Raw genomic sequence first — 23,111 nt, 5'->3', positions numbered from 1 at the left:
GACCTTGAGGGAGTCTTGCCTGAACCTCTAAGTGACTGGGCTATCGCGGCCATGGGCCGCTCCTACGGGTTACATCGCAGTCTGTAGGAGCAACTGTCTTATCGCTGTTGGGATACCTCACGTAGCGTGGAAAACGACGCAGCCTTTTCCACTGGAGACTTGGTGGCGAGGAGGCCCTCACCCCAACCCTCTCCCGAGGGGAGAGGGGGCTATCCGAGCAGGCGTTCAGTTTCATCAGCCACGGCAAAGATCACGTCAAACCGGCGTACCTCTTCCTGTAGGAGCGGCCGCATCGGCGGACCGCCATGGCCGCGATTGGGTTCAAGCCGAGCCGGCGATACATAGAGGGATCAGCCAAGCTTATCTACGGCTGCCACTGCGGGTCCTTGCCGCTCAGCTTGCGATCCAGGAAGAAGGCCGTGCTGATCAGCGCCAGGTGCGACAGCGCCTGGGGGATGTTGCCCAGGGGATAGCCGCGCTTGTCCAGTTCCTCGGCGTAGAGGCCCAGCGGGTTGGCGTAGCCCAGCAGTTTCTCGAATTCCAGATGGGCTTCGTCGACCCGGCCGGCGCGGGCCAGGCATTCGACGTACCAGAAGGAGCAGGCGACGAAGGCGCCTTCCTCACCCTTGAGGTTGTCGGCCGGGGTGTCGACCGGGTTGTAGCGGCGGATCATGCCGTCATAGGCTAGGTTGGTCTTGATGGCGTCGAGGGTGGACAGCCACATGGGGTCGGTGGCGCTGACGAAGCGCACCAGCGGCATCAGCAGCAGGGCGGCGTCCAGGCTCTTGCCGTGGCGGGTCGAGGTGAAGTGACCCAGCTCGGCGTTCCAGAAGTTGTCCCAGATGTCTTCCTGGATGGCGGCACGGGCGGCGTACCAGCGTTCGTAGGGCATCGGCAGCGAGCGCTTGACCGACAGCCGCATGGCGCGGTCGATGGCCACCCAGCACATCAGCCGTGAATGCAGGAAGTGCTCGGGATCGCCGCGCATCTCCCAGATACCGGCATCGGGCTGGTTCCAGTTCTCGCAGACGTGGTCGATCATCCGCACCACGTCCTTCCAGCCGTGGTGGGAGATGGCTTCGCCATACTTGTTGGACAGGTAGATGGCGTCCATCAGCTCGCCATAGATGTCCAGCTGGACCTGTTTGTAGGCCTCGTTGCCGATGCGTACCGGACTCGAGTCGGCATAGCCCGCCAGGTGGTCGAGGGTTTCCTCGGGCAGGTCCAGGCCGCCGTCCAGGCGATACATGATCTGCAGCTTTTCCGGAGCGTTGTGACTGTTTTCCACGCACTGGCCGACCCAGTGGGTGAAATCCTTGGCTTCCTGGGTGTAGCCCAGGCGCATGAAGGCGTAGACGGTAAAGGAGGCGTCGCGGATCCAGGAGGCGCGATAGTCCCAGTTGCGCTCGCCACCCAGGGCTTCGGGCAGGCTGAAGGTGGCGGCCGCGGCGATGGAACCGTGCTTGCAGGAGGTCAGCAGCTTCAGTGCCAGGGCCGAGCGGGTGACCATCTCGCGCCAGCGCCCCTGGTAGTGACTCTTGGCGGCCCAAGAGGTCCAGTAGGCGAGGGTGTCCTCGAAGCAGAGATCGCTCTGGCCGGCGACGACCTTGTCGTCTTCAGCGCAGCCAAAGACGAAATCCAATTGCTCACCCTGTTCCAGTTCGAACTCGGCCAGGGCCGCGTTGCCGTCGACCCGCAGGGTGACGTCCGACACCAGGCGCAGGGTCGGCTGGCCAGCGGCTTCGAACAGGGCGCCGCCGTCCACCAGGCGGGCGCGGGTCTCGGCACGGGCATAGTCGTGGGCCGGAGCGCAGACCAGGCGGAAACGGCAGCGCCCGGCCACCACCTGCACGCGGCGGACGATGCGCGGCTGGGTGTCCTCGCTGCTGCACACCGGCATCAGGTCGGTGACCTCGGCGACTCCCTCCGCCGACAGCCAGCGGGTCTGCAGGATGTTGGTATCCGGCAGGTAGAGCTGTTGTTCGCGGGCGTCTTCCCAGACCGGCGCCAGGCTGAAGTAGCCGGCTTTTTCCGAATCCAGCAGGGAGGCGAACACCGAAGGGCTGTCCAGGTTCGGCCAGCAGAAGTGGTCGATGGTGCCGTCGGTGGCGACCAGGGCGCAGGTGCGCAGGTCGCCGATGACACCGTGGGCGCCGATACTGCGGCGGGCGTGCACGGAGGTGGAATCAGCCATTGTCTTCGAATCCCGGATAGAGGCACATGCCGCCGTCGACGAAGAGGGTGGTGCCGACGATGTAGTCGGCCAGGTCGCTGGCGAGGAAGACCGCCACGTTGCCCACGTCCTCGACCTTGCCGACGCGCTTGTAGGGGATCAGCCTGAGCAGCTCGCGGGCCTTGGCCTCGTCACCGGTCACCTCTTCGTTGATGGCGGTGGCGATGGCGCCCGGGGCGATGCTGTTGACGCGGATGCCCTCGGCGGCCACTTCCTGGGCCAGGCTGCGCATCAGCAGGTTGACCCCGCCCTTGGAGGCGGCGTAGTTGACGTGGCCGGCCCAGGGGATGACCTCGTGCACCGAGCTCATATGGATGATCTTGCCCAGGGCGCGGGAGATGCTTTCGTCGCGGCCCTGCCGGCGGAACTGCCGGATCGCCGCCTGGGCGCAGAGGAACTGCCCGGTGAGGTTGGTGTTGATCACCGTGTTCCAGTCCTCGAGGGACATGTCGGCCACCGCCGCGTCCTTTTGCAGGCCGGAGTTGGCGACCAGGATGTCCAGGCGGCCGAAGGCTTCCAGGGTGCGCTCGAACATGGCCTTGACCGCGGCCTCGTCGCCGACGTCGCCGCCTACGGCAATGGCGCGGCCGCCGGCGGCCTGGATGCGCTGGGCCAGTTCTTCGGCCGGCTCGGCGTGGGAATGGTAGTTGATGGCGACGGCGGCACCGGCCTTGCCCAGGGCTTCGGCGACGGCGGCGCCGATCCCGGAGCTGCCGCCGGTGACCAGGGCGACCTGGCCGTTGAGGGAAAGCTGCATGTCCAGACTCCTGCGCGGAAAAGGTGTCTGACTGCTGACCGTTCCGCTCGGGTCTAGGTTCAGCCCGCGAGCGTTGCCGGATGTTCAGGGCTGGGGTGGTTCGTGCAGCCGGTCGCGCTTGGCCAGGCCCGGAAACAGCTTCATCCACACCCCGGTGACCACCAGGGTGCCGACGCCGCCCAGCACCACCGCCGGCACCGTGCCGAAGAAATGCGCGGTGACCCCGGACTCGAACTCGCCGAGCTGGTTGGAGGCGCCGATGAACAGGCCGTTGACCGCGCTGACCCGGCCGCGCATGGCATCGGGGGTCGCCAGCTGGACGAAGGAGCTGCGGATCACCACGCTGACCATGTCGGCGGCGCCCAGCACCACCAGGGTGAACAGCGAGAACCACAGCGAGGTCGAGAGGCCGAAGGCGATGGTGGCCACGCCGAAGAGGCCCACCGCGCCGAACATGATGCGTCCCACGTGGCGATCGAGACTGACGTAGGCGAGCAGGAAGGACATGCCCAGGGCGCCCACCGCCGGCGCCGAGCGCAGCAGGCCCAGGCCCCAGGGGCCGGTGAGCAGGATGTCGGCGGCGAACACCGGGAGCAGGGCGGTGGCGCCACCCAGGAGTACGGCGAAGAGATCCAGGGAGATGGCGCCGAGCACATCCGGGCGGCTCCGGATGAAGCGGATGCCGGCCAGCAGGTTGTCCAGGGTCGGCTTTTCCTTCTGGCTGGGCGTCTGCCGCGCCGGCAGGCTGGAGACCAGTAATACCGCCACGCCGTAGAACAGCAGGGCCGGGCCATAGACCCAGGCGGCGCCGAGGGCATAGAGCAGGCCACCGAGCGCGGGGGCGATGATGGTGGCCCCCTGCATGGCCGAGGCCGCCGCGGCGATGGCGCGCGGGAAGATCGCCGGCGGCACGATGTTGGGCAGCAGCGCCTGGGTGGTGGGCTGCTCGAAGGCGCGGGCAGTGCCCAGGCAGAAGGCGAGGATAAAGATCAGCTCGCGGGTCACTGCCTGATTCAGGCTGCCCACCAGCAATGCCAGGGCGATCAGCCCCTGGCCGGTCTGGCAGAGGGCGGCGACCCGGCGGCGGTCGTAGCGATCGGCGACGTGGCCGGTGTGCAGCATGAACAGCACCCGTGGCAGGAATTCCACCAACCCGACCAGCCCCAGGTCGAGCACGTTGCCGGTGAGGGAGTAGAGGTGCCAGCCGATGGCCACGGTGAGCATCTGGAAGCTGCCGGCAGTGCAGATGCGGGCGAACCAGAAAGCGACGAAGGGACGATGGTGACGCAGCAGCAGTGTATCGCCGGACATGACGGGGGCTCGGGGCGGAGGCGGCATCTTAAGCCACCTGGGACTGATCGTCATACAACTGCGGGGGTGCGACAGCCTGCCCAGTGCGACATCGAACCACGTAAGCAAATGTATCCAGGAGGACTACTCTAAAGCCTGGCGTTGATCCACGTCAGCCCTGCGGCCGACTGGATGGGCTAGCCGGCGGTTTTTCCCGTTGCGCTAGAACCGTCCGGTCGCCGAGGGGTTCGAACCTCGGTCAGCGTCTTACTCGACCGGCTACCCTCGATGGCCGGCTTGCCTGAGAGGAATCATCATGCTCGGCCTCGAAGCCCTGGATCTCGCGCGGATCCAGTTCGCCTTCACCGTCTCCTTCCACATCATCTTCCCGGCGTTGTCCATCGGTACCGCGAGCTTTCTCGCCGTGCTCGAAGGCCTCTGGCTGAAGACCGACGACCACGTCTACAAGGACCTGTACCACTTCTGGCTGAAGATCTTTGCCATCTTCTTCGGCATGGGCGTGGTGTCCGGCCTGGTGATGGCCTATGAGTTCGGCACCAACTGGAGCGGCTTCTCCGACTTCGCCGGTGCCGTGACCGGGCCGCTACTGACCTACGAGGTGCTCACCGCCTTCTTCATCGAAGCCGGCTTCCTCGGCGTCATGCTGTTCGGCTGGAATCGCGTGGGCCGTGGCCTGCACTTCTTCTCGACGGTGATGGTGGCGATCGGCACCCTGATGTCGACCTTCTGGATTCTTGCCTCCAACAGCTGGATGCACACCCCGACCGGCTTCGAGATCGTCGACGGCCGCATCGTGCCGGTGGACTGGCTGGCGGTGATCTTCAACCCGTCCTTCCCCTTCCGCTGGGCACACATGACCATCGCCGCCTATTTGTCGGTGGCCTTCCTGGTCGGCGCCTCGGCCGCCTGGCACCTGCTGCGCGGCAACGACAACCCGGCGGTGCGCAAGATGTTCTCCATGGCGCTGTGGATGGCCCTGCTGGTGGCCCCGATCCAGGCCATGGTCGGTGATGCCCACGGCCTCAATACGCTGGAGCACCAGCCGGCCAAGATCGCCGCGATGGAAGGCCACTGGGAGAATCCGCCCGGCGAGGCGACCCCGCTGATCCTGTTCGGCTGGCCGGACATGGAGCGCGAGGAAACCCGCTTCAAGCTGGAGATCCCGGTGCTGGGTAGCCTGATCCTCAAGCACAGCTTCACCGAGCCGATCCCGGCGCTCAAGGACTTCCCCAAGGAAGACCGGCCGCCGGCCTACGTGGTGTTCTGGTCGTTCCGCATCATGGTCGCCCTCGGCCTGCTGATGATCGCCGCCGGCCTGTGGAGCGCCTGGCTGCGCTGGCGCGGCAAGCTGTTCGAGACCCGCGCCTTCCTGAGGTTCATGGTCTGCACCGGGCCCATTGGCCTGATCGCCCTGCTGGCCGGCTGGTTCACCACCGAGGTAGGCCGCCAGCCGTGGATCGTCTACGGCTTGCTGCGCACCAAGGACGGGGTGTCCAACCACAGCGTCACCCAGCTGAGCATCACCCTGGTGGCCTTCGTGGTGGTCTACTTCGCCGTGTTCGGCATCGGCACCCTCTACGCCCTGCGCATGATCGGCAAGGGCCCGCACACCGGTGAAGGCGACCTGCCCACCTCCGGCGGTCCGGGTACCGATCGCCATCCCAAGCGGCCGCTGTCGGGCGCCGACGATGGCCTGGAAGAACACAATCCCAATGACCAGTTGAGCGGAGACCGCGCATGAACGGCATCCCTGGCATCGACCTCCCGCTGATCTGGGCGATCATCATCATCTTCGGTCTCATGATGTACGTGGTCATGGACGGCTTCGACCTGGGTATCGGCATCCTCTTTCCCTTCGTCAAGGGCAAGGAAGACCGCGACGTGATGATGAACACCGTGGCGCCCATCTGGGACGGCAACGAAACCTGGCTGGTGCTGGGCGGGGCCGGGCTCTACGGCGCCTTCCCGCTGGCCTACTCGGTGATTTTGCCGGCGCTCTACCTGCCGCTGATCTTCATGCTGATCGGGCTGATCTTCCGTGGCGTGGCCTTCGAGTTCCGCTTCAAGGTCCAGGAAGGCAAGGAAGCCCTGTGGGACAAGTCCTTCATCTTCGGTTCGCTGCTGGCCAGCTTCTGCCAGGGCGTGGCGCTGGGCGCCTTCATCGAAGGCTTCCCGGTGGAGAATCGCCAGTACGTCGGTGGCCCGCTGGACTGGCTGACGCCCTTCTCGCTGTTCTGCGGCCTGGGTGTGATCGCCGCCTACGCCCTGCTGGGCAGCACCTGGCTGATCATGAAGACCGAGGGCCCGCTGCAGGCCACCATGCGCCGCCTGACCAAGCCGCTGCTGTTCCTGCTGCTGGCCTTCACCGTGGTGGTTAGCATCTGGACCCCGCTGAGCCAGGCGGCGATTTCCGACCGCTGGTTCAGCATGCCCAACCTGGTCTGGTTCCTGCCGGTGCCGATCCTGGTGGGTGTGGTGACCCTGGCCCTGCTGCGCGCCATCCTGCGCGAGGACTCGCACCATGCGCCCTTCCTGCTGACCCTGGCGCTGATCTTCCTCGGCTACAGTGGCCTGGGCATCAGCCTCTGGCCGAACATCATCCCGCCAGCGGTCTCCATCTGGGAGGCCTCGTCGCCGCCGCAGAGCCAGCTGTTCCTGCTCATCGGCACCCTGTTCATCATCCCCATCACCCTGATGTACACCTTCTGGGGCTACTACGTGTTCCGCGGCAAGGTACGCGCGGGGGAGGGCTACCACTGATGGTCGGCCGCTCGCGCGAACCCAATCCCGCCGACAACAAGCCGCTCTGGCAGCGGCTGGCCTGGATGGCCGGCATCTGGGCCTGCAGCCTGGTGGCACTGGGCGTGGTGGCCTGGGTGCTGCGACTGGTGCTGACGGCGGCGGGGCTCAAGTCGCACTGACTTCTCTCGGGTGTTTTGGTGGATGAGGCTGCGCCGTCATCCACCCTACGCGGGACGCAATCCTATGCTGGAAAGCTACCCTTTACGCTGGACAGCTCCCTCTCCCGCTTGCGGGGGAGGGGTGGGGTGGGGGCGGTTAGCTTGGTCGCCAAGCTGATTTGCGGTGTGCTCGGTGAGCTTTTGTTCCGCCCTCGCCGGGCGGGTTACTTTTTCAGTCGCAAAAAAAGTAACCAAAAATGCTTGCCCCACCTGGCCGGTCCTGCGCCCTGCGCAGGATGCCCTCACGTCAGCGCCGCTCCAGCGGGCCGGGGCCGAAGGGCCGTCCTTGGCCCTCGGCCCCTTTCGCGGCATCCATGCCGCTCACCCGCTTACTCGACCCTGCCGCTCGGCCGGCCAGACGGGGCACTGGGTGCCAACTGAAAGTTGGGGCTCACTCAGGCTGCGTTGGTGCTTCTGGTTAGCGATTTCTGTTGGCCGTACCTGTCGAGCAAAAGCCGTCTGGAAACGTGCCAAGAGTAGGAACAATCGCCTTAAAGAGACACTATCAGCCGGCACCCAGCGCCCTGTTCAGTAGGCTGAGCGCAGCCGTTCTGTAGGTGGGTGAGCGGCAAGGATGCCGCGAAAGGCGTCGAGGGCCAGGACGGCCCTTCGACGACGGCCCGCCGGAAGGACGGCGGAGCGAGGGAACCCGGCGCGCAGCGCCGGGCCGGATGACCAGGGCAAGCGTTTTTGGTTACTTTTTTGGCAACTGAAAAAAGTGACCCGCCCGGCGGGGGCGGAACGGGAGCTGTCCGAGCACTCCGTGAATCAGCTTGGCGAGGGAGCCCCCACCCCAACCCTCCCCCGCAAGCGGGAGAGGGGGCTGTCCGGCGTGAGGGGGAGATACCGCGAGTCAGCCTGGCCGCTGATTAAAACTGCAACGCAGCCCAACCCCCAAACCTACAACTTTTCCCAGTTATCCCCTCAGCCCCCGCCCGCTAGCCTGACCCCGTTCCCATCGTGACGAGGAAGGTTTCCATGCAGGTTCAAGAAGGCTACGCCGGTTTCCAGGGCCACCAGACCTGGTATCGGGTCACCGGTGATCTGACCAAGGGCCGGCTGCCGCTGGTGGTGGCCCATGGCGGACCCGGTTGCACCCACGACTACGTCGACAGCTTCAAGGACCTGGCCGAGCACGGCTGGCCGGTGGTCCATTACGACCAGCTCGGCAACGGCCGCTCCACCCACCTGCGGGGCATCGATCCGGGTTTCTGGACGGTGGCGTTGTTTCTCGACGAACTGAACAACCTGCTGCGCCACCTGGGCATCGCCGAATACGTGCTGCTCGGCCAGTCCTGGGGTGGGATGCTGGGGGCCGAACACGGGGTGCGTCGACCAGCCGGGCTGCGCGGTCTGATCATCGCCAACTCGCCGGCGTCCATGGCGCTCTGGCGCGAAGCTGCGACAGGGCTGCGAGCCGAGTTGCCGCCCGAGGTGCAGGCCACCCTGGATCGCCACGAGGCCGCCGGCACCACCGACTCGCCCGAGTACCGCGCCGCCAGCGAGGTGTTCTATGCGCGCCACGTCTGTCGGGTGCAGCCCATGCCGCCCGAGGTGGCGCGGACCTTCGCCGCTATTGATGACGATCCCACCGTCTATCACGCCATGAACGGCCCCACCGAGTTCCATGTGATCGGCAGTCTCAAGGACTGGAGCGTGATCGACCGGCTGGAACGGATTCAGGTGCCGACGCTGTTGCTCTCCGGGCGTTTCGACGAGGCCACGCCGGCCTGCGTGGAGCCCTTCGCGCGGCTCATCCCGAACGCCCGGTGGCGCATCTTCGAAGCCTCCAGCCATATGCCCCACGTGGAAGAGCGCGAGGCCTGCATGGCCGTTGTGGCCGATTTCCTTGCCGAGGTGGAAGGCCGCTAGGCGTCGGCGTCCAGGGCAGCGGCGATCTCGTCGATCCGGCTCTGGCGATCCTCGGCCTGCAAGCGCGGCCGTGGATTGAGCGCCGACCATTCGGGATGGGCGCGGGCTACCTGCACCGCGGGCGGTAGCTTGCCCTCGTGCCAGCGCTGCTCATCGGGGGCGGCCACTTCGATGGCGCCCTGGGCGGCATGGCCGCGGGCTTCCAGCGCCGCCAGCAACTGGCGCTGGCGCACGGCCAGCAGGCGCAGCACGGCATCGTCGATGGAGAGCTCCCGACCGCCGCGCAGCTTGCCGAACAGCCGCTTGCCGTAGTGGCCGCCGGTCTGGGCCAGACCACCGGCCAGGGCGCCCAGCACCGTGGCGGCGCCCAGGGTCAGGCCGCCAGCGAGCAGGTCCAGGCCCACTCCCGCCGCGGCTCCGGCAGCCACGCCGCCGCCCAGGCGAATGCCCAGCAGGCGCAGCGTTTCCGGATTGAACAGGTCATCGCCCCAACGTCCATCCAGCAGCGGCAGGTCGCTGGCGTGGGCATCGCCCGGGCGAAAGCCGAACAGCCGCAGCAGGTCTTCCACGCAGCGCTGTTCGCGGGTGCGCAGGCCGTCGCGCAACTCGGTCGTTGCCGCGGCCACCTCGGTATCGCCAGGGGCCACGCTGCGCCGCGCGGCGGCGGCATCCACCAGCAACTCGGCGATCAGGCGCACGCCTTCCTGGTGGCGGCGCCGGGCCTGCTCGGCATGGTCGGTGATGAGTCGCTGCAGGGCCGGGCGGCCGCTTTCCAGCAGGGTCGCCAGGCTTTCGTAAAGACGTGCCTCGCCGTCCGCCGGTGGCGCCACGCTGTCGAAGCGCACCAGGGCGTGCAGGCCGAGCCGGGCCAGGGTGGCACGCCAGTCGTCGGCCCGGTGGCCGTCGGCGGCGACGAAGTTGAGCACCGGCACCAGGGGCCGACCGCAGCCGGCCAGCACCGCCAGCTCGTCGCGGTACTTGGCCAGCACCGGCTCCCGGGCGTCGATCACATAGAGGCCGGCATCCGAGGCACGCAACTGGCGGATCACCTTGGCCTCCTGCTCGAATCTCTGGCGGGCTTCCACGCTGTCGAGGAAGCGATCGAGCAGGGTGGCGGCGTCCAGGCGTTCGCCGGGCCTTTCCAACTGCTCCAGGTAGTCGCGCAGGGCGATGGCGTCTTCCAGGCCTGGCGTGTCGTAGAGTTCCAGCAGGGCCTCGCCGTCCACCGACAGTCGCGCCCCCTCGACGTGCCTGGTGGTGCTCGGGCGGTGGGAGACCTCGCCGAAGTCGACGTCACGGGTCAGGGTGCGCAGCAGGGAGGTCTTGCCGACGTTGGTGTGGCCGACCAGGGCCAGGCGCAGGGGACCGCTCATGGATTCGCCTCCAACCAGCGCAGTTCGTCGTCGCTTTCGCTGTGGGCCAGGCGCAGGGCATCCAGGGCCTGGCGCCAGTCGTCCAGGCGAATCGGATCGACCTTGCCACCCAGGGGTGCGGGCAGCAGCCAGATCCGGGTGGCGGTGGCGCAGCGCGACAGCTCCGCGAGTAGCACCAGGGTGCCGCGATCCGGCGAACGGCGGGGATCGCAGGCGATCAGCAGGCGCCGTGCCGGATAGCGGGTCAGTTGTTCGAGCAGGTGACGGCGCCCCTGGCCGTCGTCGAGCACCCCGGCATCGCGCACGCCGGCGGGAAGCGGCGGCGGCCAGGTGTGGTCGGTGAGTTCGATGCCCACCAGCAGGGCCTCGTCGCCGTTGCGCACCCGGGCACTGGCATCCTGCTGCGGTAGCTGGGCGGGGGCGGCATCGTTGACGCCCAGCCGTTCGCTGGTGGGGAGCAGCCGCTCCCGCAGCTGCAGATAGCCGGGCCGCTTCACATCCAGCCGCAGCCGTTGGCGACCCTGGCGCCAACGCCACAGGCAGAGCAGGGCGAGCAGCAAGCGCGGCAGCAGGCCATAGACCAGCACCACGCCCAGCAGCCAGCCGGCCCAGGCCTGGCGCGCCGCGGCGAAGGGGCTGGTGGCATCGCCACTGGCGGCGATGCTGGCGGCATCGGGGAGCGGAAAGCCCAGCAACTGGGGCAGGGCACCGAGCCCTTGGGTGAGCAGCACGAAGGTGTCGCTGCCGAGCAGGGTGGTCTCCCAGACGAACAGATAGCTGCGCCCGGACAGCAGTGCCAGCAGGGTTGCCAGGGCACTGCCGAGGATCAGCAGCCAGAGGCCGTGGACCAGGCCGCCCAGGGCCCAGGGCAGTAGCCGGGCGCGACCGAGCAGGCCGACCAGTGCCGGCCCCAGGTGCAGCGCCCGGGCATCCCGGGCGAGGCGGCCGGACAGCCACAGCCAGAGACGGGCCAGGGGCGAGGCCAGCTGGCGCCCGCCACCCAACAGGCCGAAGGCCCAGACCAGCAGGCTGAGCAGATTGAGCCCGAGCAGGCTGCCCAGCGCCCAGAAGACGTTGACCGGGCGGCTGCCATCGCCCAGGGCGCCGGCGGCGAGCCCGGCACCGCAGAACAGCGCCACGATCCCCAGCAGCCAGGCGGCCAGCCGTGCGCCCTGGCGCCAGCGGCGCTGGGCCGCCAGCAGGCCGTCCCGCTGGCCGAGCAGACGGGCCCGGGCCACCAGGCGTGCCTCGAAGCCACCGCCGGCCGCGCGGGCCTGGCGATTGGCTTCGGCATCCTCCAGCGGACCGCTGTCCTCTTCGGTCAGGCGCAGGGCCTCGGTCAGCCAGAGATCGTCGAAGGCAGGAGTTGGGGTTGCGGTCACGCGTCGGCGCCCGTGCAGCGAAAACGGCGAGGATAGTCCCTGGCACGCCCGCTGTTAACGGCTCTGTTATGCTCTGTCACCATGAAAACCTCTCTTCCCCTGAGCCTGATCGTCGCCGTGGCCGACAACGGCGTCATCGGCATCGAAAATCGCCTCCCCTGGCATCTGCCGGCGGAGCTCCAATACTTCAAGGCGGTGACCCTCGGCAAGCCGCTGGTCATGGGCCGCAAGACCTGGGATTCCCTTGGTCGCCCGTTGCCGGGTCGCCTGAATCTGGTGGTCTCCCGTCAGACTGATCTGGTAGCCGAAGGTGCCGAGGTCCGTGCCTCGCTGGCTGCTGCCGTGGAGCGCGCCGAGGCCTGGGCCCGGGAGCGTGGCGCCAGCGAGATCATGCTCATCGGCGGGGCCCAGCTGTTCGCCGAGGCGCTGCCGGTGGCGCAGCGTCTCTATCTCACCCGCGTCGCCCTGGCGCCCGCGGGGGATGTGTTCTTTCCCGCCTGGAACGAAGGCGACTGGCAACTGGCCTCGCGCCAGGAGCATCCCGCCGAGGACGGGCGCCCGGCCTATGCCTGCGAGGTCTGGGATCGACGCGGCTGAAGCCTCGTCATGACTCCCGCTTTCGTACCAGGTCGGCGACTCCTGGCCGTGGCCCCTAAGCAAAGCCTAAGACTGCCCTGGTATAAAGGAGGCTGAGACGAGTCATCGGTGCGACCGGAGGGCGTGAAGATGAACGTGACAGCGACCCAGGCCTATTCGCCATCGACCCCGTCGCCACAGCCGAATCCGCGTGGCACGGCCGAGTCGACGGCCGTTTCCACCGACGCCTCCAGCGCCGCCGAGGCCGCCGGTGGCGCCGACGTGGCGGTGGACCTGTCGCCCGCCGCCCAGGTGATCGCCGGGCTGCTGCCGGGGCAGTCGGGCAATGCCGCCGATCTGGACGGCTTCATGCAGATCCTCCAGCAGCAGATCCGGACCCAGGGTACCGCCGCCGCCGTGCTTGGCGAATTGCCCCAGGATGCCAGCGCCGACCGCATCCAGCTGGCGAAGCAGGCGGCCAATCACCTGCTGGTGAGCTTCTACGGCGCCGACAGTCGCTATACCGACGCCTCCACCCAGGACCCCTTCGCCAACCTGGACAGCGACAGCCTGAGCCGTATCGCCGGCGACGATTCCGGGACCTTCACCCCAGCGGAGCGTCAGCTGGCCTACTTCGAAGGGGCGCAGCGCGGCACGGATGGTGCCAACCTGGCCTATGGTGGCCTGGCGGAGACCGGCCAGGACTCGGCCGCCTGGAACTGGGCGCCGAGCGCCACCGAGGATGCCGGCATCCTCGGTACCCTGAATCCCGGTGCGGCCACCTGGCAGACGGGCGAGCTGACCACGCAACTGGTCGATCAGTTGAGCCCCAGCGGGGTGGCGACGGCCGCGAACCAGGATAGCGCCGATCTCGCCGCGCCGGCCTTCGGGATCACCACGGGCAGCGATGGCACACCCCAGTGGACGACGCTCGCCGCGGCGGACGGGCAATCGAACGCCACGACCACCGCCCTGGACGGCAGCATCCTCAGCCAGATGACGGACACCGCGACGACGCCGGCGCTGTCGCTCTATCGCCAGGTGGCCGGTTACGGTCTGTGAGGTAGGCTCACTGCAGTGAGCTGGCCGAATCCGGCGCTGCTCAGATCGCCCGCAGTTTCTTCGCCGGCAGATAGTCGCGATGGACGCGCTCTTCCACCAGATACAGCCAGCAGGGGCCTTCCACCTGGGGAAAGAGGCGCACTTCCTGGATGCTGCTGGGCTTGAGCGCGCCGTTGGCCAGTTGCACGGCCACCTCCTGCCCGAGGCGGAAACGCGGGATGACGCCACTGTCCACCACCGCCTGCTCGGCCTTGGTCGCCGGGCGGCCCAGGTATTCGCCCAGGTCCACCGGGCCCGCCGGGCCTTCGGCGACGGTATCCACATGGAAGCTGTAGGCGGTGGCCAGGCCTTCGTCGCCGCCGTGGGTCTCGCCCTGCTTGATCCGACTCACCGCCTGGTCGAGGGCGGCGTCCAGCGTCAGTTCGTTGTTCGATTGCAGGGTGATGACGATGCGGCGTTCGAAGGGGTACTGGCTCATGGTTTCGACTTTTTCGGCAGATGAAGAGAAGAAGGGACATCTTGTGCCCCCTTTGCGCGGCCGCTGTCCAGCCGGGGGCGCCCGATCGGTGACTTCGTTTGCAACCCCGGGTGTCGGGCGCTCCGCCGGTCAGTCCTTGCGCCGCTTGAGCTGGTCCTTGAGCTGGGTCGGCACCTCGCGGATGATCAGCAGGTCCTGGCTCTCATCGTATTCGATGCGCGAGCCCAGCAGATGCGCCTCGAAGCTGATCGACAGCCCCTCGGCGCGGCCGGTGAAGCGGCGGAATTGGTTGAGGGTGCGCTTGTCCGCCGGGATCTCCGGCGCCAGGCCATAGTCCTTGTTGCGGATGTAGTCGTAGAAGGCGCGCGGTGCCTCGTCGTCCATCAGCTCGGAGAGGGCATCCAGGGCCATGGGCTCGCCACGCTTGGCCTGGCTGCTGGCGTAGTCCACCAGGGTGTCGGTCTTTTCCTTGGCGGCTTCCTCGGGCAGGTCCTCGCTTTCCACGTAGTCGCTGAAGGCCTTGAGCAGGGTGCGGGTCTCGCCCTTGGCGTCGACCCCTTCCTGGCAACCGATGAAGTCGCGGAAGTAGTCCGAGACCTTCTTGCCGCCCTTGCCGCGGATGAAGGAGATGTACTGGCGCGACTGCTTGTTGTTGCGCCATTCCGAGAGATTGATGCGCGCCGCCAGGTGCAGCTGGCCCAGATCCAGGTGCTTGGCCGGGGCGACGTCCAGGGTCTCGGTGACGGTCACCCCTTCGCTGTGGTGCAGCAGGGCGATGGTCAGGTAGTCGGTCATGCCCTGCTGGTACTGGGCGAACAGCACATGGCCGCCGGTGGAGAGGTTGCTGCTCTCCATCAGGCCCTTGAGGTGCTCCACCGCCTGGCGGCTGAAGGCGACGAAATCCTGCTCCCCTTCCAGGTAGACGCTGAGCCAGCCACTGAAGGGATAGGCACCGGATTCCTCGTGGAACAGACCCCAGGCCTTGTTGGGCTTGGCGTTGTAGCTGTCGTTGAGATCGGCCAGCAGGTTCTCGATGGCCTGGGAGTCGGTCAGGGTGGCGTCACGCGCGTGCAGGGTCGCGGGCTGGCCGTCGGGCTTCTTGTCGATCAGATGAACGATGGCGTGACGGATCGGCATGGCGGACTCGGGTAGCTGAGAGCCTGTTCAACGTCTAGCGAGCTAGAGACAAACAAGGCGAAAATGGCTGAGGAAGCGGATCGGACTCGCGCTCGAGTTTACAGGTAGTAAATGAGCATTCCGACCGGGCTGGCGACCCAGGCCATTTTCAACGCCGTTTGGCCGACGCGCAGCAGACGTTGAACAGGCTCTGGGAAAGTCCGCCAGTCTAACGCGCCCGCGGGTTGGTGGGCAGGCCCCTGGCGCCGCAGGTTCAGGGCTCGGCGATGTCGCGCTTTTCCTGGACCGCGTTGTTCAGGTGCAGTGTCAGGAAGGCGGCCGCTTCCTCGCGGCGATCTTCCAGCAGCAGGTCGATCAGCTGCAGGTGCTCCTGGCAGCGGCGCTGGGCCTGCCGGCGATCCACCGACTTGCGGTATTCGATCAGCCGGCGCAGGCGATTGAGGCGGCGCAGGGCATCGAGGATGAAGGCATTGCCCGAGCAGCGGGCGATGGTCTCGTGCAGGCGGGTGTTGGCGTCGAAGATTTCCGCGGGAGAGGCCTCGAACACGCGACCTTCGACCAGCAGCGCCTGCTCGTCGCGACAACGACGCAGGGCATCGGCATCCAGGGCGAAGCCCGGTTCGCGAATGCCGGCCGGCTCGATCAACAGGCGGAAGCTGTAGCTCTGCACATAGGCGTCGGGGGAGGTGAGACCCTCGACGAAACTCCAGCCATAGCCCGGCAGGCGTTCGGCCCAGCCTTCCTGGACGATGCGCCTGAGGATGTCGGCCAACTGGCCCCGGGTGATCGGGTAGCGGCGTAGCAGTTCGTTCTCGCTGATCCGCAACGGCAACTCGCCGTCGATACGATCCTGGGCGATGGCCAGGTACAGCCGCTCGCTGGCGGACACCTCTTCCCGCGCCGGCGGCGTGGTGGCCAGGGCCGCGGCGGCGACGGCGAAACCGCCTTCGGGATGGCGGTCGAGCAGGGCCTGGTCGGCCATCTGCTGCAGGGCGCTGCGCACCGGCGAGCGGGACACCCGCAGCCGCTCGGCCAGGGCCCGCTCGGGCAGTCGCGTACCCACCGCCAACTGGTGCGAGGCGATGTAGGTGAGGATGTCGGGGATCAGGCGAGAGGCGAGGGTGTTACCCATGGCAGCGCGGAGGAGTCGGCGGGAAGAGCCGGGATGCTAGCACGGCAGCCACCGGACGCCCCGGTCCGGCCGCTGCCGCGTGGCGCCAATCAGTCGGCGCCTGGGCTAACGTCCATGTCCTTGAGCGGCACCAGCCGGCTGCGGTGCTTGAATCTATAACCCAGCCAGACGGCGAGGAACAGCGGCAGGCTGATGTAGGTGGCGGCCAGGCCCAGCCAGTCGACGCCATTCGGACCGAACAGCGCGGCGTAGTTCTGCCCCAGGGTGATCACCAGGCAGAGGGCGAAGGCCAGCAGCGGCCCGAAGGGAAACAGCTTGGCGCGATAGGGCAGGTCTTCCAGGCGCCGGCCCTGGGCCAGGTAGCCCTTACGGAAGCGATAGTGGGACACGGCGATGCCCAGCCAGGCGATGAAGCCGCACATGCCCGAGGTATTGAGCAGCCAGCCGTAGAGCGCCTTGTCGCCCACCAGGGAGGTGAAGAAGCACAGGGCGCCCACCGCGGTGGTGGCGAGCAGGGCGTTGCGCGGCACGCCATTGCGCGCCACCCCGGCGAACAGCCGCGGCGCCTTGCCCTGTTCGGCCAGGCTGTGCAGCATCCGCGTCGAGGCGTACATGCCCGAGGTGCCGGCGGAGAGCACCGCCGAGAGGATCACCGCGTTCATCAGGCTGGCGGCGAAGGCCAGGCCGGCGCGCTCGAACAGCAGGGTGAACGGCGAGACGGAGACGTCGGTGGCATCGTTCTGCAGCAGGCGCGGATCGGTATAGGGGATCAGCATGCCGATGACGAAGATCGCCAGCACATAGAACATCAGGATGCGCCAGAACACCTGGCGGATGGCGATGGGCACGTTCTTGCGCGGATTCTCCGATTCGCCGGCGGCGATGCCGATCAGCTCGGTGCCCTGGAAGGAAAAGCCGGCGATCATGGCCACCCCGACCATGGCCTGCAGGCCGCCGACGAAGGGCGCCTCGCCCTGGGTGAACACGGCAAGACCCGGCGGCTCTATGCCGCTGAAGATGCCGAGGATGGCGGCCAGGCCCAGGCCGATGAAGACCACCACGGTGGCCACCTTGATCAGCGCGAACCAGAATTCGCTCTCGCCGAAGCCGCGCACCGACACCGCATTGAGCAGGAACATCAGGCCGAGGAACAGCGCGCTCCAGATCAGTCCGGGCACCTCGGGAAACCAGAAGCCCATCACCAGTTGCGCTGCCACCAGTTCGGCGGCGATGGTCACCGCCCAGTTGTACCAGTAGTTCCAGCCGAGGGCGAAGCCGAAGCCGTCCTCGACGAAGCGACTGCCGTAGATGGAGAAGGAGCCCGACACCGGTTGGTAGGCGGCCATCTCGCCGAGGCTGGTCATGAGGAAATAGACCATCAGGCCGATCAGCGCATAGGCCGCCAGGGCGCCGCCCGGACCGGCAGTGGCCACGGTGGCGCCGGAGGCGACGAACAGCCCGGTGCCGATGGAGCCGCCGATGGCGATCATGTTGAGGTGACGGGGCTTGAGCCGGCGCTGCAGACTCGGGGAGGCGGTGGACATGGGGATTCCAGCTGGCAGTTGAACGGGGTGCGGCGATGGCTCTGGCGGCCATTCGCGGTGGGGCGGTACGCTGAGCGCGGCCGGCTACCCGCATGGGCAGGCGGCAAAAAAGCGGCGAAGCTTAGCAGGCCGCGGGCACCAGGTGGGATGACGGTCGTCGGTGCGCGTTCGGGCGAGGGGAGCGGACGGGGCGGCTGCGCCGATCCGCGACGATCGGCGTGTGTTGGTCGTGCGGTCTGAGCCGGCGATCGTCAGCCGCACGGCTGCGGTGCGGTAGCAGGAGGTCCGCCGTCCTGCGACGGCGGACCGGAGACCTTGCTCAGGACGCGTCGATCCAGATGGTCTTGATCTCGGTGTACTGGTCGTGGGCCCAGAGCGACTTGTCGCGACCACCGAAGCCGGACTCCTGGTAGCCGCCGAACGGGGTGGAGGCGTCGCCTTCGCCGAAGCAGTTGACGGTGACGATGCCGGCACGAATGCCGCGAGCGAGCTTGATGGCGTTGCGCAGGTTGCCGGTGTAGGCCGAGGCGGCCAGGCCGTAGGCGGTGTCGTTGGCCAGTTCCAGGGCTTCGTCGAGGGTGTCGAAGGAGGTCACGCTCAGCACCGGGCCGAAGATCTCCTCGCGGAACAGCTTGCTGTCGCAGGCCACGCCGTCGACAATAGTCGGCTCCACGTAGACGCCGTCGCGGGTCGCGCCGCCGGTCACCAGCTTGAGTTGCTGCGCGCGGGCATGTTCCAGGTAGGCGCGGACCTTGTCGAAGTGCGCCTTGCTGACCATGGAGCCCAGGCGGTTGTCCGGGTCCAGCGGATCGCCCAGCTGCCAGTCCCGCAGGTGGATCAGCACCCGCTCCAGCAGGGCATCCTTGACCTCGCGATGGACGATCAGGCGCGAGGTGGCCGAGCAGTTCTCGCCCATGTTCCAGAAGGCGCCGTTGACCACGTGCTGGGCGACCACATCGAGGTCCTCGACGTCGTTCATCACCACCGCGGGGTTCTTGCCGCCCAGTTCCAGCACGATGCGCTTGAGGTTGGATTCGGCGGCGTACTTGAGGAACAGCCGGCCGGTGGCGGCGGAGCCGGTGAAGCTGACCGCGGCGACGTCCGGATGGCGGCCCAGGGGCTCGCCAGCCTCCTTGCCACCGCCGGGCACCACGTTGAAGACGCCCGCCGGCACCCCGGCCTGGTGGGCCAGCTCGGCTACGCGCAGGGCGGTGAGGGTGGTTTCCTGGGCCGGCTTGACCACGATGGAGCAGCCGGCGGCCAGCGAGGGGCCGATCTTCCAGGCCAGCATCAGCAGCGGGAAGTTCCAGGGCAGCACCAGGCCGACCACGCCGATGGGCTCGCGCACCACCATGGCCAGGGCGCCGGCCCCGGTGGGGGCGGTGGCATCGTAGATCTTGTCGATCAGCTCGGCGTGCCAGCGCAGGGTGTTGATGGTCTCGGGCACGTCGATGGTCTGGCACTCGCGCACCGGCTTGCCGCTGTCGAGGCTTTCGACCACCGCCAGTTCATGGGCGTGTTCTTCCAGCAGGGCGGCGAATTTCTGCAGCACGGCCTTGCGCGCCGAGGGGTGCAGACCGCTCCAGCGGCCATCCTTGAAGGCCGTCTTGGCGGCGGCCACGGCGGCGTCCACGTCGGCGGCGCCACAGGCGGCCACCCGCGCCAGCTCGGCACCGGTGGCCGGGTTGGTGGTGACGAAGGTGGTGCCATCCTTGGCCGGGACGAAGGCGCCGTCGATGAAGGCCTGGGTACGTAGCTCAACGGCGGCGGCGAGGTCGGCGTAGGCGGCTTTGCTCAGCAGATCGGTCATGATCAGGCTCCTTGGACGATGAGGTTGACGTTGCTCTTCAGCGCGGTGATCACCTGCGCCAGTTCGGCCCGCTCGGCCTCGGTCAGGCCCTTGAGCGGCGCGCGCACGCCACCGTTGGGCAGGCCTGCCAGTTCGCAGCCGTACTTGATCGATTGCACGAACTTGCCACCTTCGAGGTAATCCATCAGCGACAGCATGGCGGCCATGATCCGGCGGCCCTTGGCGAAGTCGCGCTCCAGCACGCAGGCTTCGTAGAGCGCCACGTGCTCGCGCGGCACGAAGTTGGAGCCGGCGCAGACCCAGCTGCGCGCGCCCCAGGCGAAGAATTCCAGGGCCTGGTCGTCCCAGCCGCAGGAGAGTTGCAGGTCCGGGCGCCTGACCGCGTGGCGGTGCAGGGCGGCCATGTCGCCGCTGCTTTCCTTGATCGACTGGACGTTGCGGCAGCCGGCGATGGCGTCATAGAACTCCTCGCCCATGGCCACGTTCATCCGCCCTGGATAGTTGTAGAGCATGATCGGCAGGTCGGCGGCGCGATCCACCGTCAGCACGTGCTCGGCGATCTCCTGCTGGGTGGGCAGGGCGTAGGGCGGGGTGCCGACCAGGATGGCGTCGGCGCCCTGCTGGCGAGCGGCCTGGGCGAACGCCACCGAGTCCTCGGTGCGGATGGCGCCGGTGCCGATCACCAGTGGCAGGCGCTTGCCCACCACGTCGCAGGCCTGGGCGATCAGCGCCAGGCGCTCTTCGCCGCTGTGGGCGTAGTACTCGCCGGTGGAGCCGCCGACCACGATGCCGTGCACCCTGGATTCGATCAGGTGTTCCAGGACCTGGGCGAAGCCGGCCTGGTCGATGGCGCCGTCCGCCTTGAGCGGGGTGATGGCCGGGGTGTAGATGCCGTCGAAGTTCATGGTGGAGTCTCCAAGGGTTGCACGAGGGTCGGTGGGGAGTGGGCCGTCAGCTTTCGCAGCCGGCGCGGTACTGCCCCCACAGGAGGTTGAAATTGACGCCGGCCGAGAGGAACGGCTGCGGTGGGTTGGCATTGGGGCCGGGCGCGGCCAGCAGGAAGTCGATGAGTTCGTCGCGCTGGCCGGCCAGCCAGTCGGCCAGCAGCTTGCCGGTAGCGGTGCCGCGGGTGACGCCCAGGCCGTTGCAGCCCAGGGCGCCGTAGACATTGGGGGCCAATTGGCCGAAGAAGCCGTTGTGGTTGCGGGTCATGGCCAGGGCGCCGCCCCAGGTGTACTCGAAGTCGACCTGCGGCAGCATGGGGAAGCGCCGGGCGAAGGAGGCCCGGTGGCGCTGCAGCACCCGCTGCAGGTGCTTGGGATTGCTGCGCCCGTCGGGGTTGAAGCTGAAGCTGTTGCGGATCAGCAGGCGCTGGTCGGGGGTGCGCCGCACCGTGGTGCCGAAGGGGTCGGCGGGAATGGCGCCCCAGAAGGGCTTGCCGCCCAGGCGTGCCTGTTCCTCGGCGGTCAGCGGCCGGGTCAGGCTGCCGTAGGTGAAGATCGGCAGCATGCGCCCCTGCAGGAAGCCGAAATGCTGGCCGAAGGAGTTGTTGGCGAGCACCAGTTTGCCGGCGGTGATGCGTCCGGCGGCGTGGCGCAGCTCGGGGCGCGGACCGTAGTCCACGGCCTGGATCGGGGTGCGCTCATGGAGAGTGACGTTGGCCGGCAGGCTGTCGGCCAGGCCCTTGACCAGGGCGCTGGGTTGGATCAGCACCGCGCCGGGGGTATAGAGCGCGCGCTGGTAGAAGGTGGTGCCCAGGTGCTCGGGCAGGACGTCCCGCTCGATCATCCGGTAGGGCTGGTCGAGCTTGTCCAGGCCACGGCGGTAGGCGTCCAGCACCGCCAGGCCGCGGTCTTCCACGGCGGCCTGGTACTTGCCGCAGGCCTTGAGCTGGCAGTCGATGGCGAAGCGCTCGACCTGCTCGCGCAGATAGGCCTGGCCGCTCAAATTCAGTTTCAGCACAGTGCGGGCAATGCGGATGTCGCCGATGTAGTCCTCGGCACCGATGTCGTGGGGCAGGTCGATGGCGAAGCCGGCGTTGCGCCCGGCCGGCCCCAGGCCGACTTCCTGGGCCTCCACCAGGATCACCTCGTCGTCCGGGAAATTCAGCGCCAGCTGCCGCGCGGCGGCGAGCCCGGTGAAGCCGGCACCGACCACCACCCAAGGGGCATCGCTGTGTCCGCGATGACTGGGGCGCGGTGCGCGCGGGGCGCTGGTGTGGTACCAGCCACAGCTGTTGTCGTCGGCGGGCAGGGCTTGGACTTTCATGGTGCGCAACCGTCTCTGCTGAAGAGTCTGGCCTGGACGCGAGGCGCACAGGGCTTGCCCGCCTCCCAGGGGAAGCGGGATATCGCTGGGGTTCGGGTGGTTCGGCGCCGCGGGCAGGGCGCCGAGGTGCCTAGCGGCTCGCCAGATCGTGGCGGAGCGCCGTGCTCGACTACCGCGCGGTCACTTCTGGCCGGTGGCGCGGGCATCCGCCAGCCAGCCATCCCACTCGCTCTGGTGCGCCTTGATCCACTCGGCGGCCTGGCGCCTGATGTCGTCCAGCGACTTCTCGCCGTTCTGCATCTTGAGGTTCTGGGCGCTCTCGTCGGCGGTGGCGATCTTCAGCTCCGAGAGGAACTTGACCGCGGCAGGATTCTTCTTGGCGAAGTCCTTGTTGACCACCGCCACCACGTTGTCGATGGGGGCGCCGAGGTTCTTGCCCTCGAAGGTGGTGTTCACGTCGTTCTTGCCGTCGGGCAGGGAGGTGTAGGGCACCGGCAGCCAGACCACGTCACGCCCTTCCACCAGCACGTTGGAGATCCACTGCGGCACCCAGGTGTAGTAGAAGATCGGCTTGCCGTCCTTGTAGCGCTGGATGGTGTCGGCCATCAGCGCGAAGTAGGAGCCGCGGTTGTCGGTGACGGTGTCGTTCAGGCCATAGGCCTTGAGCTGGTGCTCGACGATCAGCTCGCAGCCCCAGCCGGGGTTGCAGCCGGTGAGGTCGGCCTTGCCATCGCCATTGCTGTCGAACAGCTTGGCGATTTCCGGCTTCTTGAAGTCCGACAGGTCCTTGATGTGATACTGGTCGGCGGTCTTCTTGTCGATCATGAAGCCCTGGATCACGCCGGGCATCACGTAGCCGGCCTTGACCATGGTGTCGTCGCCACCGGCCTTGTCATAGAAGGCCTGGTGCAGGTGCTCCCACATGTGCACGGTGAAGTCGGCGTCACCGTAGGACAGCGCCAGGAACAGCGCGGGGTAGTCGGTTTCCTTGGGTGCCTGGACGTTGTAGCCCAGCGCCTTGAGGCCGGCGATGGCGATCTCGCCGCGGAAGCGTTCTTCGGCGATGGTCGGGAAGATCGGCGTGACCTTCACGCCGGCCCCCGGTTGGTCGGCGCTGGCGGCGTGGACGGCGCCACTCAGTGCCAGGCCCAGGAAGGAGGCGGCGAAGCCGGTCAGAAGTGCTTTCTTGCATGCGGATAGAGTCATGGAGCACCTG

General features: G+C 67.7%; 19 protein-coding genes. 6 read left to right on the top strand and 13 right to left on the bottom strand.

Features of this window, described 5'->3' with window-relative positions:
• Nucleotides 1-364 precede the first annotated feature (364 nt).
• The 3 genes from AR540_RS15100 to AR540_RS15090 form a co-directional block, all read right to left on the bottom strand.
• Entirely contained in the window at nt 365-2,194 is a 1,830-nt protein-coding gene (locus AR540_RS15100; protein WP_059230033.1) for a glycoside hydrolase family 15 protein, read from the bottom strand.
• Nucleotides 2,187-2,990 (bottom strand): SDR family oxidoreductase, encoded by an 804-nt coding sequence (locus AR540_RS15095; RefSeq protein ID WP_059230032.1) that lies wholly within the window; start codon nt 2,988-2,990, stop codon nt 2,187-2,189. Before AR540_RS15095 ends, AR540_RS15100 begins: the two co-directional genes overlap by 8 nt.
• Nucleotides 2,991-3,074: 84 nt before the next feature.
• Nucleotides 3,075-4,301 carry an MFS transporter gene (locus AR540_RS15090; RefSeq protein ID WP_177339244.1) on the bottom strand — a complete coding sequence of 409 codons (1,227 nt, stop codon included), beginning with the start codon at nt 4,299-4,301 and terminating at the stop codon, nt 3,075-3,077.
• Between the two features lie 295 nt (nt 4,302-4,596).
• On the opposite strand from AR540_RS15090, the gene AR540_RS15085 reads away from it, so the two are divergent.
• From AR540_RS15085 to AR540_RS15075, 4 genes are all read left to right on the top strand, one after another.
• Nucleotides 4,597-6,042, top strand: a complete 1,446-nt coding sequence (locus AR540_RS15085; RefSeq protein WP_059230030.1) for a cytochrome ubiquinol oxidase subunit I — start codon at nt 4,597-4,599, stop codon at nt 6,040-6,042.
• Nucleotides 6,039-7,061, top strand: coding sequence for a cytochrome d ubiquinol oxidase subunit II (cydB, locus tag AR540_RS15080; protein WP_059230029.1), 1,023 nt, complete (start codon nt 6,039-6,041; stop codon nt 7,059-7,061). Before AR540_RS15085 ends, cydB begins: the two co-directional genes overlap by 4 nt.
• Nucleotides 7,061-7,222 (top strand): DUF2474 domain-containing protein, encoded by a 162-nt coding sequence (locus AR540_RS24915; RefSeq protein WP_017640936.1) that lies wholly within the window; start codon nt 7,061-7,063, stop codon nt 7,220-7,222. The genes cydB and AR540_RS24915 overlap by 1 nt, the downstream gene beginning before the upstream one ends.
• A gap of 1,017 nt (nt 7,223-8,239) precedes the next feature.
• Nucleotides 8,240-9,133, top strand: a complete 894-nt coding sequence (locus AR540_RS15075; RefSeq protein ID WP_059230028.1) for a proline iminopeptidase-family hydrolase — start codon at nt 8,240-8,242, stop codon at nt 9,131-9,133.
• On the opposite strand, the gene AR540_RS15070 is transcribed toward AR540_RS15075, so the two are convergent.
• Together AR540_RS15070 and AR540_RS15065 are read right to left on the bottom strand one after the other, a co-directional pair.
• Nucleotides 9,130-10,506 carry a GTPase/DUF3482 domain-containing protein gene (locus AR540_RS15070; RefSeq protein WP_059230027.1) on the bottom strand — a complete coding sequence of 459 codons (1,377 nt, stop codon included), beginning with the start codon at nt 10,504-10,506 and terminating at the stop codon, nt 9,130-9,132. The genes AR540_RS15075 and AR540_RS15070 overlap by 4 nt on opposite strands.
• Nucleotides 10,503-11,888 carry a DUF2868 domain-containing protein gene (locus tag AR540_RS15065; protein WP_059230026.1) on the bottom strand — a complete coding sequence of 462 codons (1,386 nt, stop codon included), beginning with the start codon at nt 11,886-11,888 and terminating at the stop codon, nt 10,503-10,505. The genes AR540_RS15070 and AR540_RS15065 overlap by 4 nt, the downstream gene beginning before the upstream one ends.
• An 81-nt stretch (nt 11,889-11,969) precedes the next feature.
• Between AR540_RS15065 and AR540_RS15060 the strand changes: the two genes are divergently transcribed.
• Together AR540_RS15060 and AR540_RS15055 are read left to right on the top strand one after the other, a co-directional pair.
• The gene (locus AR540_RS15060; protein ID WP_059230025.1) at nt 11,970-12,485 is read left to right on the top strand and encodes a dihydrofolate reductase; all 516 of its coding nucleotides are present in this window, start codon (nt 11,970-11,972) and stop codon (nt 12,483-12,485) included.
• Nucleotides 12,486-12,614: 129 nt separating this feature from the next.
• Nucleotides 12,615-13,526 (top strand): hypothetical protein, encoded by a 912-nt coding sequence (locus AR540_RS15055; RefSeq protein WP_177339243.1) that lies wholly within the window; start codon nt 12,615-12,617, stop codon nt 13,524-13,526.
• A 40-nt stretch (nt 13,527-13,566) separates the two neighbouring features.
• Here the strand turns inward: AR540_RS15055 and AR540_RS15050 are convergent, their stop codons facing one another.
• From AR540_RS15050 to proX, 8 genes are all read right to left on the bottom strand, one after another.
• A complete protein-coding gene (locus AR540_RS15050) occupies nt 13,567-14,004 on the bottom strand; it encodes a hypothetical protein (RefSeq protein WP_059230024.1) in 438 nt (145 codons plus the stop codon).
• A gap of 129 nt (nt 14,005-14,133) precedes the next feature.
• A complete protein-coding gene (gene yejK / locus AR540_RS15045) occupies nt 14,134-15,141 on the bottom strand; it encodes a nucleoid-associated protein YejK (protein ID WP_059230023.1) in 1,008 nt (335 codons plus the stop codon).
• 253 nt (nt 15,142-15,394) lie between these two features.
• On the bottom strand, nt 15,395-16,273 hold the full coding sequence (locus tag AR540_RS15040) for a GntR family transcriptional regulator (protein ID WP_059230022.1): 879 nt from the start codon (nt 16,271-16,273) through the stop codon (nt 15,395-15,397).
• An 89-nt stretch (nt 16,274-16,362) separates the two neighbouring features.
• On the bottom strand, nt 16,363-17,817 hold the full coding sequence (locus AR540_RS15035; protein ID WP_059230021.1) for an amino acid permease: 1,455 nt from the start codon (nt 17,815-17,817) through the stop codon (nt 16,363-16,365).
• Nucleotides 17,818-18,136: 319 nt separating this feature from the next.
• Complete coding sequence (locus tag AR540_RS15030; protein WP_059230020.1) at nt 18,137-19,627, bottom strand: aldehyde dehydrogenase; 1,491 nt, start codon at nt 19,625-19,627, stop codon at nt 18,137-18,139.
• 2 nt (nt 19,628-19,629) lie between these two features.
• Nucleotides 19,630-20,532, bottom strand: a complete 903-nt coding sequence (locus tag AR540_RS15025) for a dihydrodipicolinate synthase family protein (protein ID WP_059230019.1) — start codon at nt 20,530-20,532, stop codon at nt 19,630-19,632.
• A 46-nt stretch (nt 20,533-20,578) separates the two neighbouring features.
• Complete coding sequence (locus AR540_RS15020) at nt 20,579-21,895, bottom strand: NAD(P)/FAD-dependent oxidoreductase (protein WP_059230018.1); 1,317 nt, start codon at nt 21,893-21,895, stop codon at nt 20,579-20,581.
• Nucleotides 21,896-22,075: 180 nt separating this feature from the next.
• Nucleotides 22,076-23,101 carry a glycine betaine/L-proline ABC transporter substrate-binding protein ProX gene (proX, locus tag AR540_RS15015; protein ID WP_059230017.1) on the bottom strand — a complete coding sequence of 342 codons (1,026 nt, stop codon included), beginning with the start codon at nt 23,099-23,101 and terminating at the stop codon, nt 22,076-22,078.
• Between the last annotated feature and the right edge of the window lie 10 nt (nt 23,102-23,111).

Origin of the sequence: Pseudomonas sp. EpS/L25 (assembly GCF_001512295.1) — a bacterium.
Taxonomy (GTDB): Bacteria; Pseudomonadota; Gammaproteobacteria; order Pseudomonadales; family Pseudomonadaceae; genus Chryseomonas.
This window is presented reverse-complemented; position numbering and strand designations above follow the sequence as displayed.

Bases quoted from the DNA above. Each gene is read 5' to 3' on its own strand.
- AR540_RS15100 (WP_059230033.1), bottom strand. From the start codon at position 2,194: ATGGCTGATTCCACCTCCGTGCACGCCCGCCGCAGTATCGGCGCCCAC.
- AR540_RS15095 (WP_059230032.1), bottom strand. From the start codon at position 2,990: ATGCAGCTTTCCCTCAACGGCCAGGTCGCCCTGGTCACCGGCGGCAGC.
- AR540_RS15090 (WP_177339244.1), bottom strand. From the start codon at position 4,301: ATGTCCGGCGATACACTGCTGCTGCGTCACCATCGTCCCTTCGTCGCT.
- AR540_RS15085 (WP_059230030.1), top strand. From the start codon at position 4,597: ATGCTCGGCCTCGAAGCCCTGGATCTCGCGCGGATCCAGTTCGCCTTC.
- cydB (WP_059230029.1), top strand. From the start codon at position 6,039: ATGAACGGCATCCCTGGCATCGACCTCCCGCTGATCTGGGCGATCATC.
- AR540_RS24915 (WP_017640936.1), top strand. From the start codon at position 7,061: ATGGTCGGCCGCTCGCGCGAACCCAATCCCGCCGACAACAAGCCGCTC.
- AR540_RS15075 (WP_059230028.1), top strand. From the start codon at position 8,240: ATGCAGGTTCAAGAAGGCTACGCCGGTTTCCAGGGCCACCAGACCTGG.
- AR540_RS15070 (WP_059230027.1), bottom strand. From the start codon at position 10,506: ATGAGCGGTCCCCTGCGCCTGGCCCTGGTCGGCCACACCAACGTCGGC.
- AR540_RS15060 (WP_059230025.1), top strand. From the start codon at position 11,970: ATGAAAACCTCTCTTCCCCTGAGCCTGATCGTCGCCGTGGCCGACAAC.
- AR540_RS15055 (WP_177339243.1), top strand. From the start codon at position 12,615: ATGAACGTGACAGCGACCCAGGCCTATTCGCCATCGACCCCGTCGCCA.
- AR540_RS15050 (WP_059230024.1), bottom strand. From the start codon at position 14,004: ATGAGCCAGTACCCCTTCGAACGCCGCATCGTCATCACCCTGCAATCG.
- yejK (WP_059230023.1), bottom strand. From the start codon at position 15,141: ATGCCGATCCGTCACGCCATCGTTCATCTGATCGACAAGAAGCCCGAC.
- AR540_RS15040 (WP_059230022.1), bottom strand. From the start codon at position 16,273: ATGGGTAACACCCTCGCCTCTCGCCTGATCCCCGACATCCTCACCTAC.
- AR540_RS15035 (WP_059230021.1), bottom strand. From the start codon at position 17,817: ATGTCCACCGCCTCCCCGAGTCTGCAGCGCCGGCTCAAGCCCCGTCAC.
- AR540_RS15030 (WP_059230020.1), bottom strand. From the start codon at position 19,627: ATGACCGATCTGCTGAGCAAAGCCGCCTACGCCGACCTCGCCGCCGCC.
- AR540_RS15025 (WP_059230019.1), bottom strand. From the start codon at position 20,532: ATGAACTTCGACGGCATCTACACCCCGGCCATCACCCCGCTCAAGGCG.
- AR540_RS15020 (WP_059230018.1), bottom strand. From the start codon at position 21,895: ATGAAAGTCCAAGCCCTGCCCGCCGACGACAACAGCTGTGGCTGGTAC.
- proX (WP_059230017.1), bottom strand. From the start codon at position 23,101: ATGACTCTATCCGCATGCAAGAAAGCACTTCTGACCGGCTTCGCCGCC.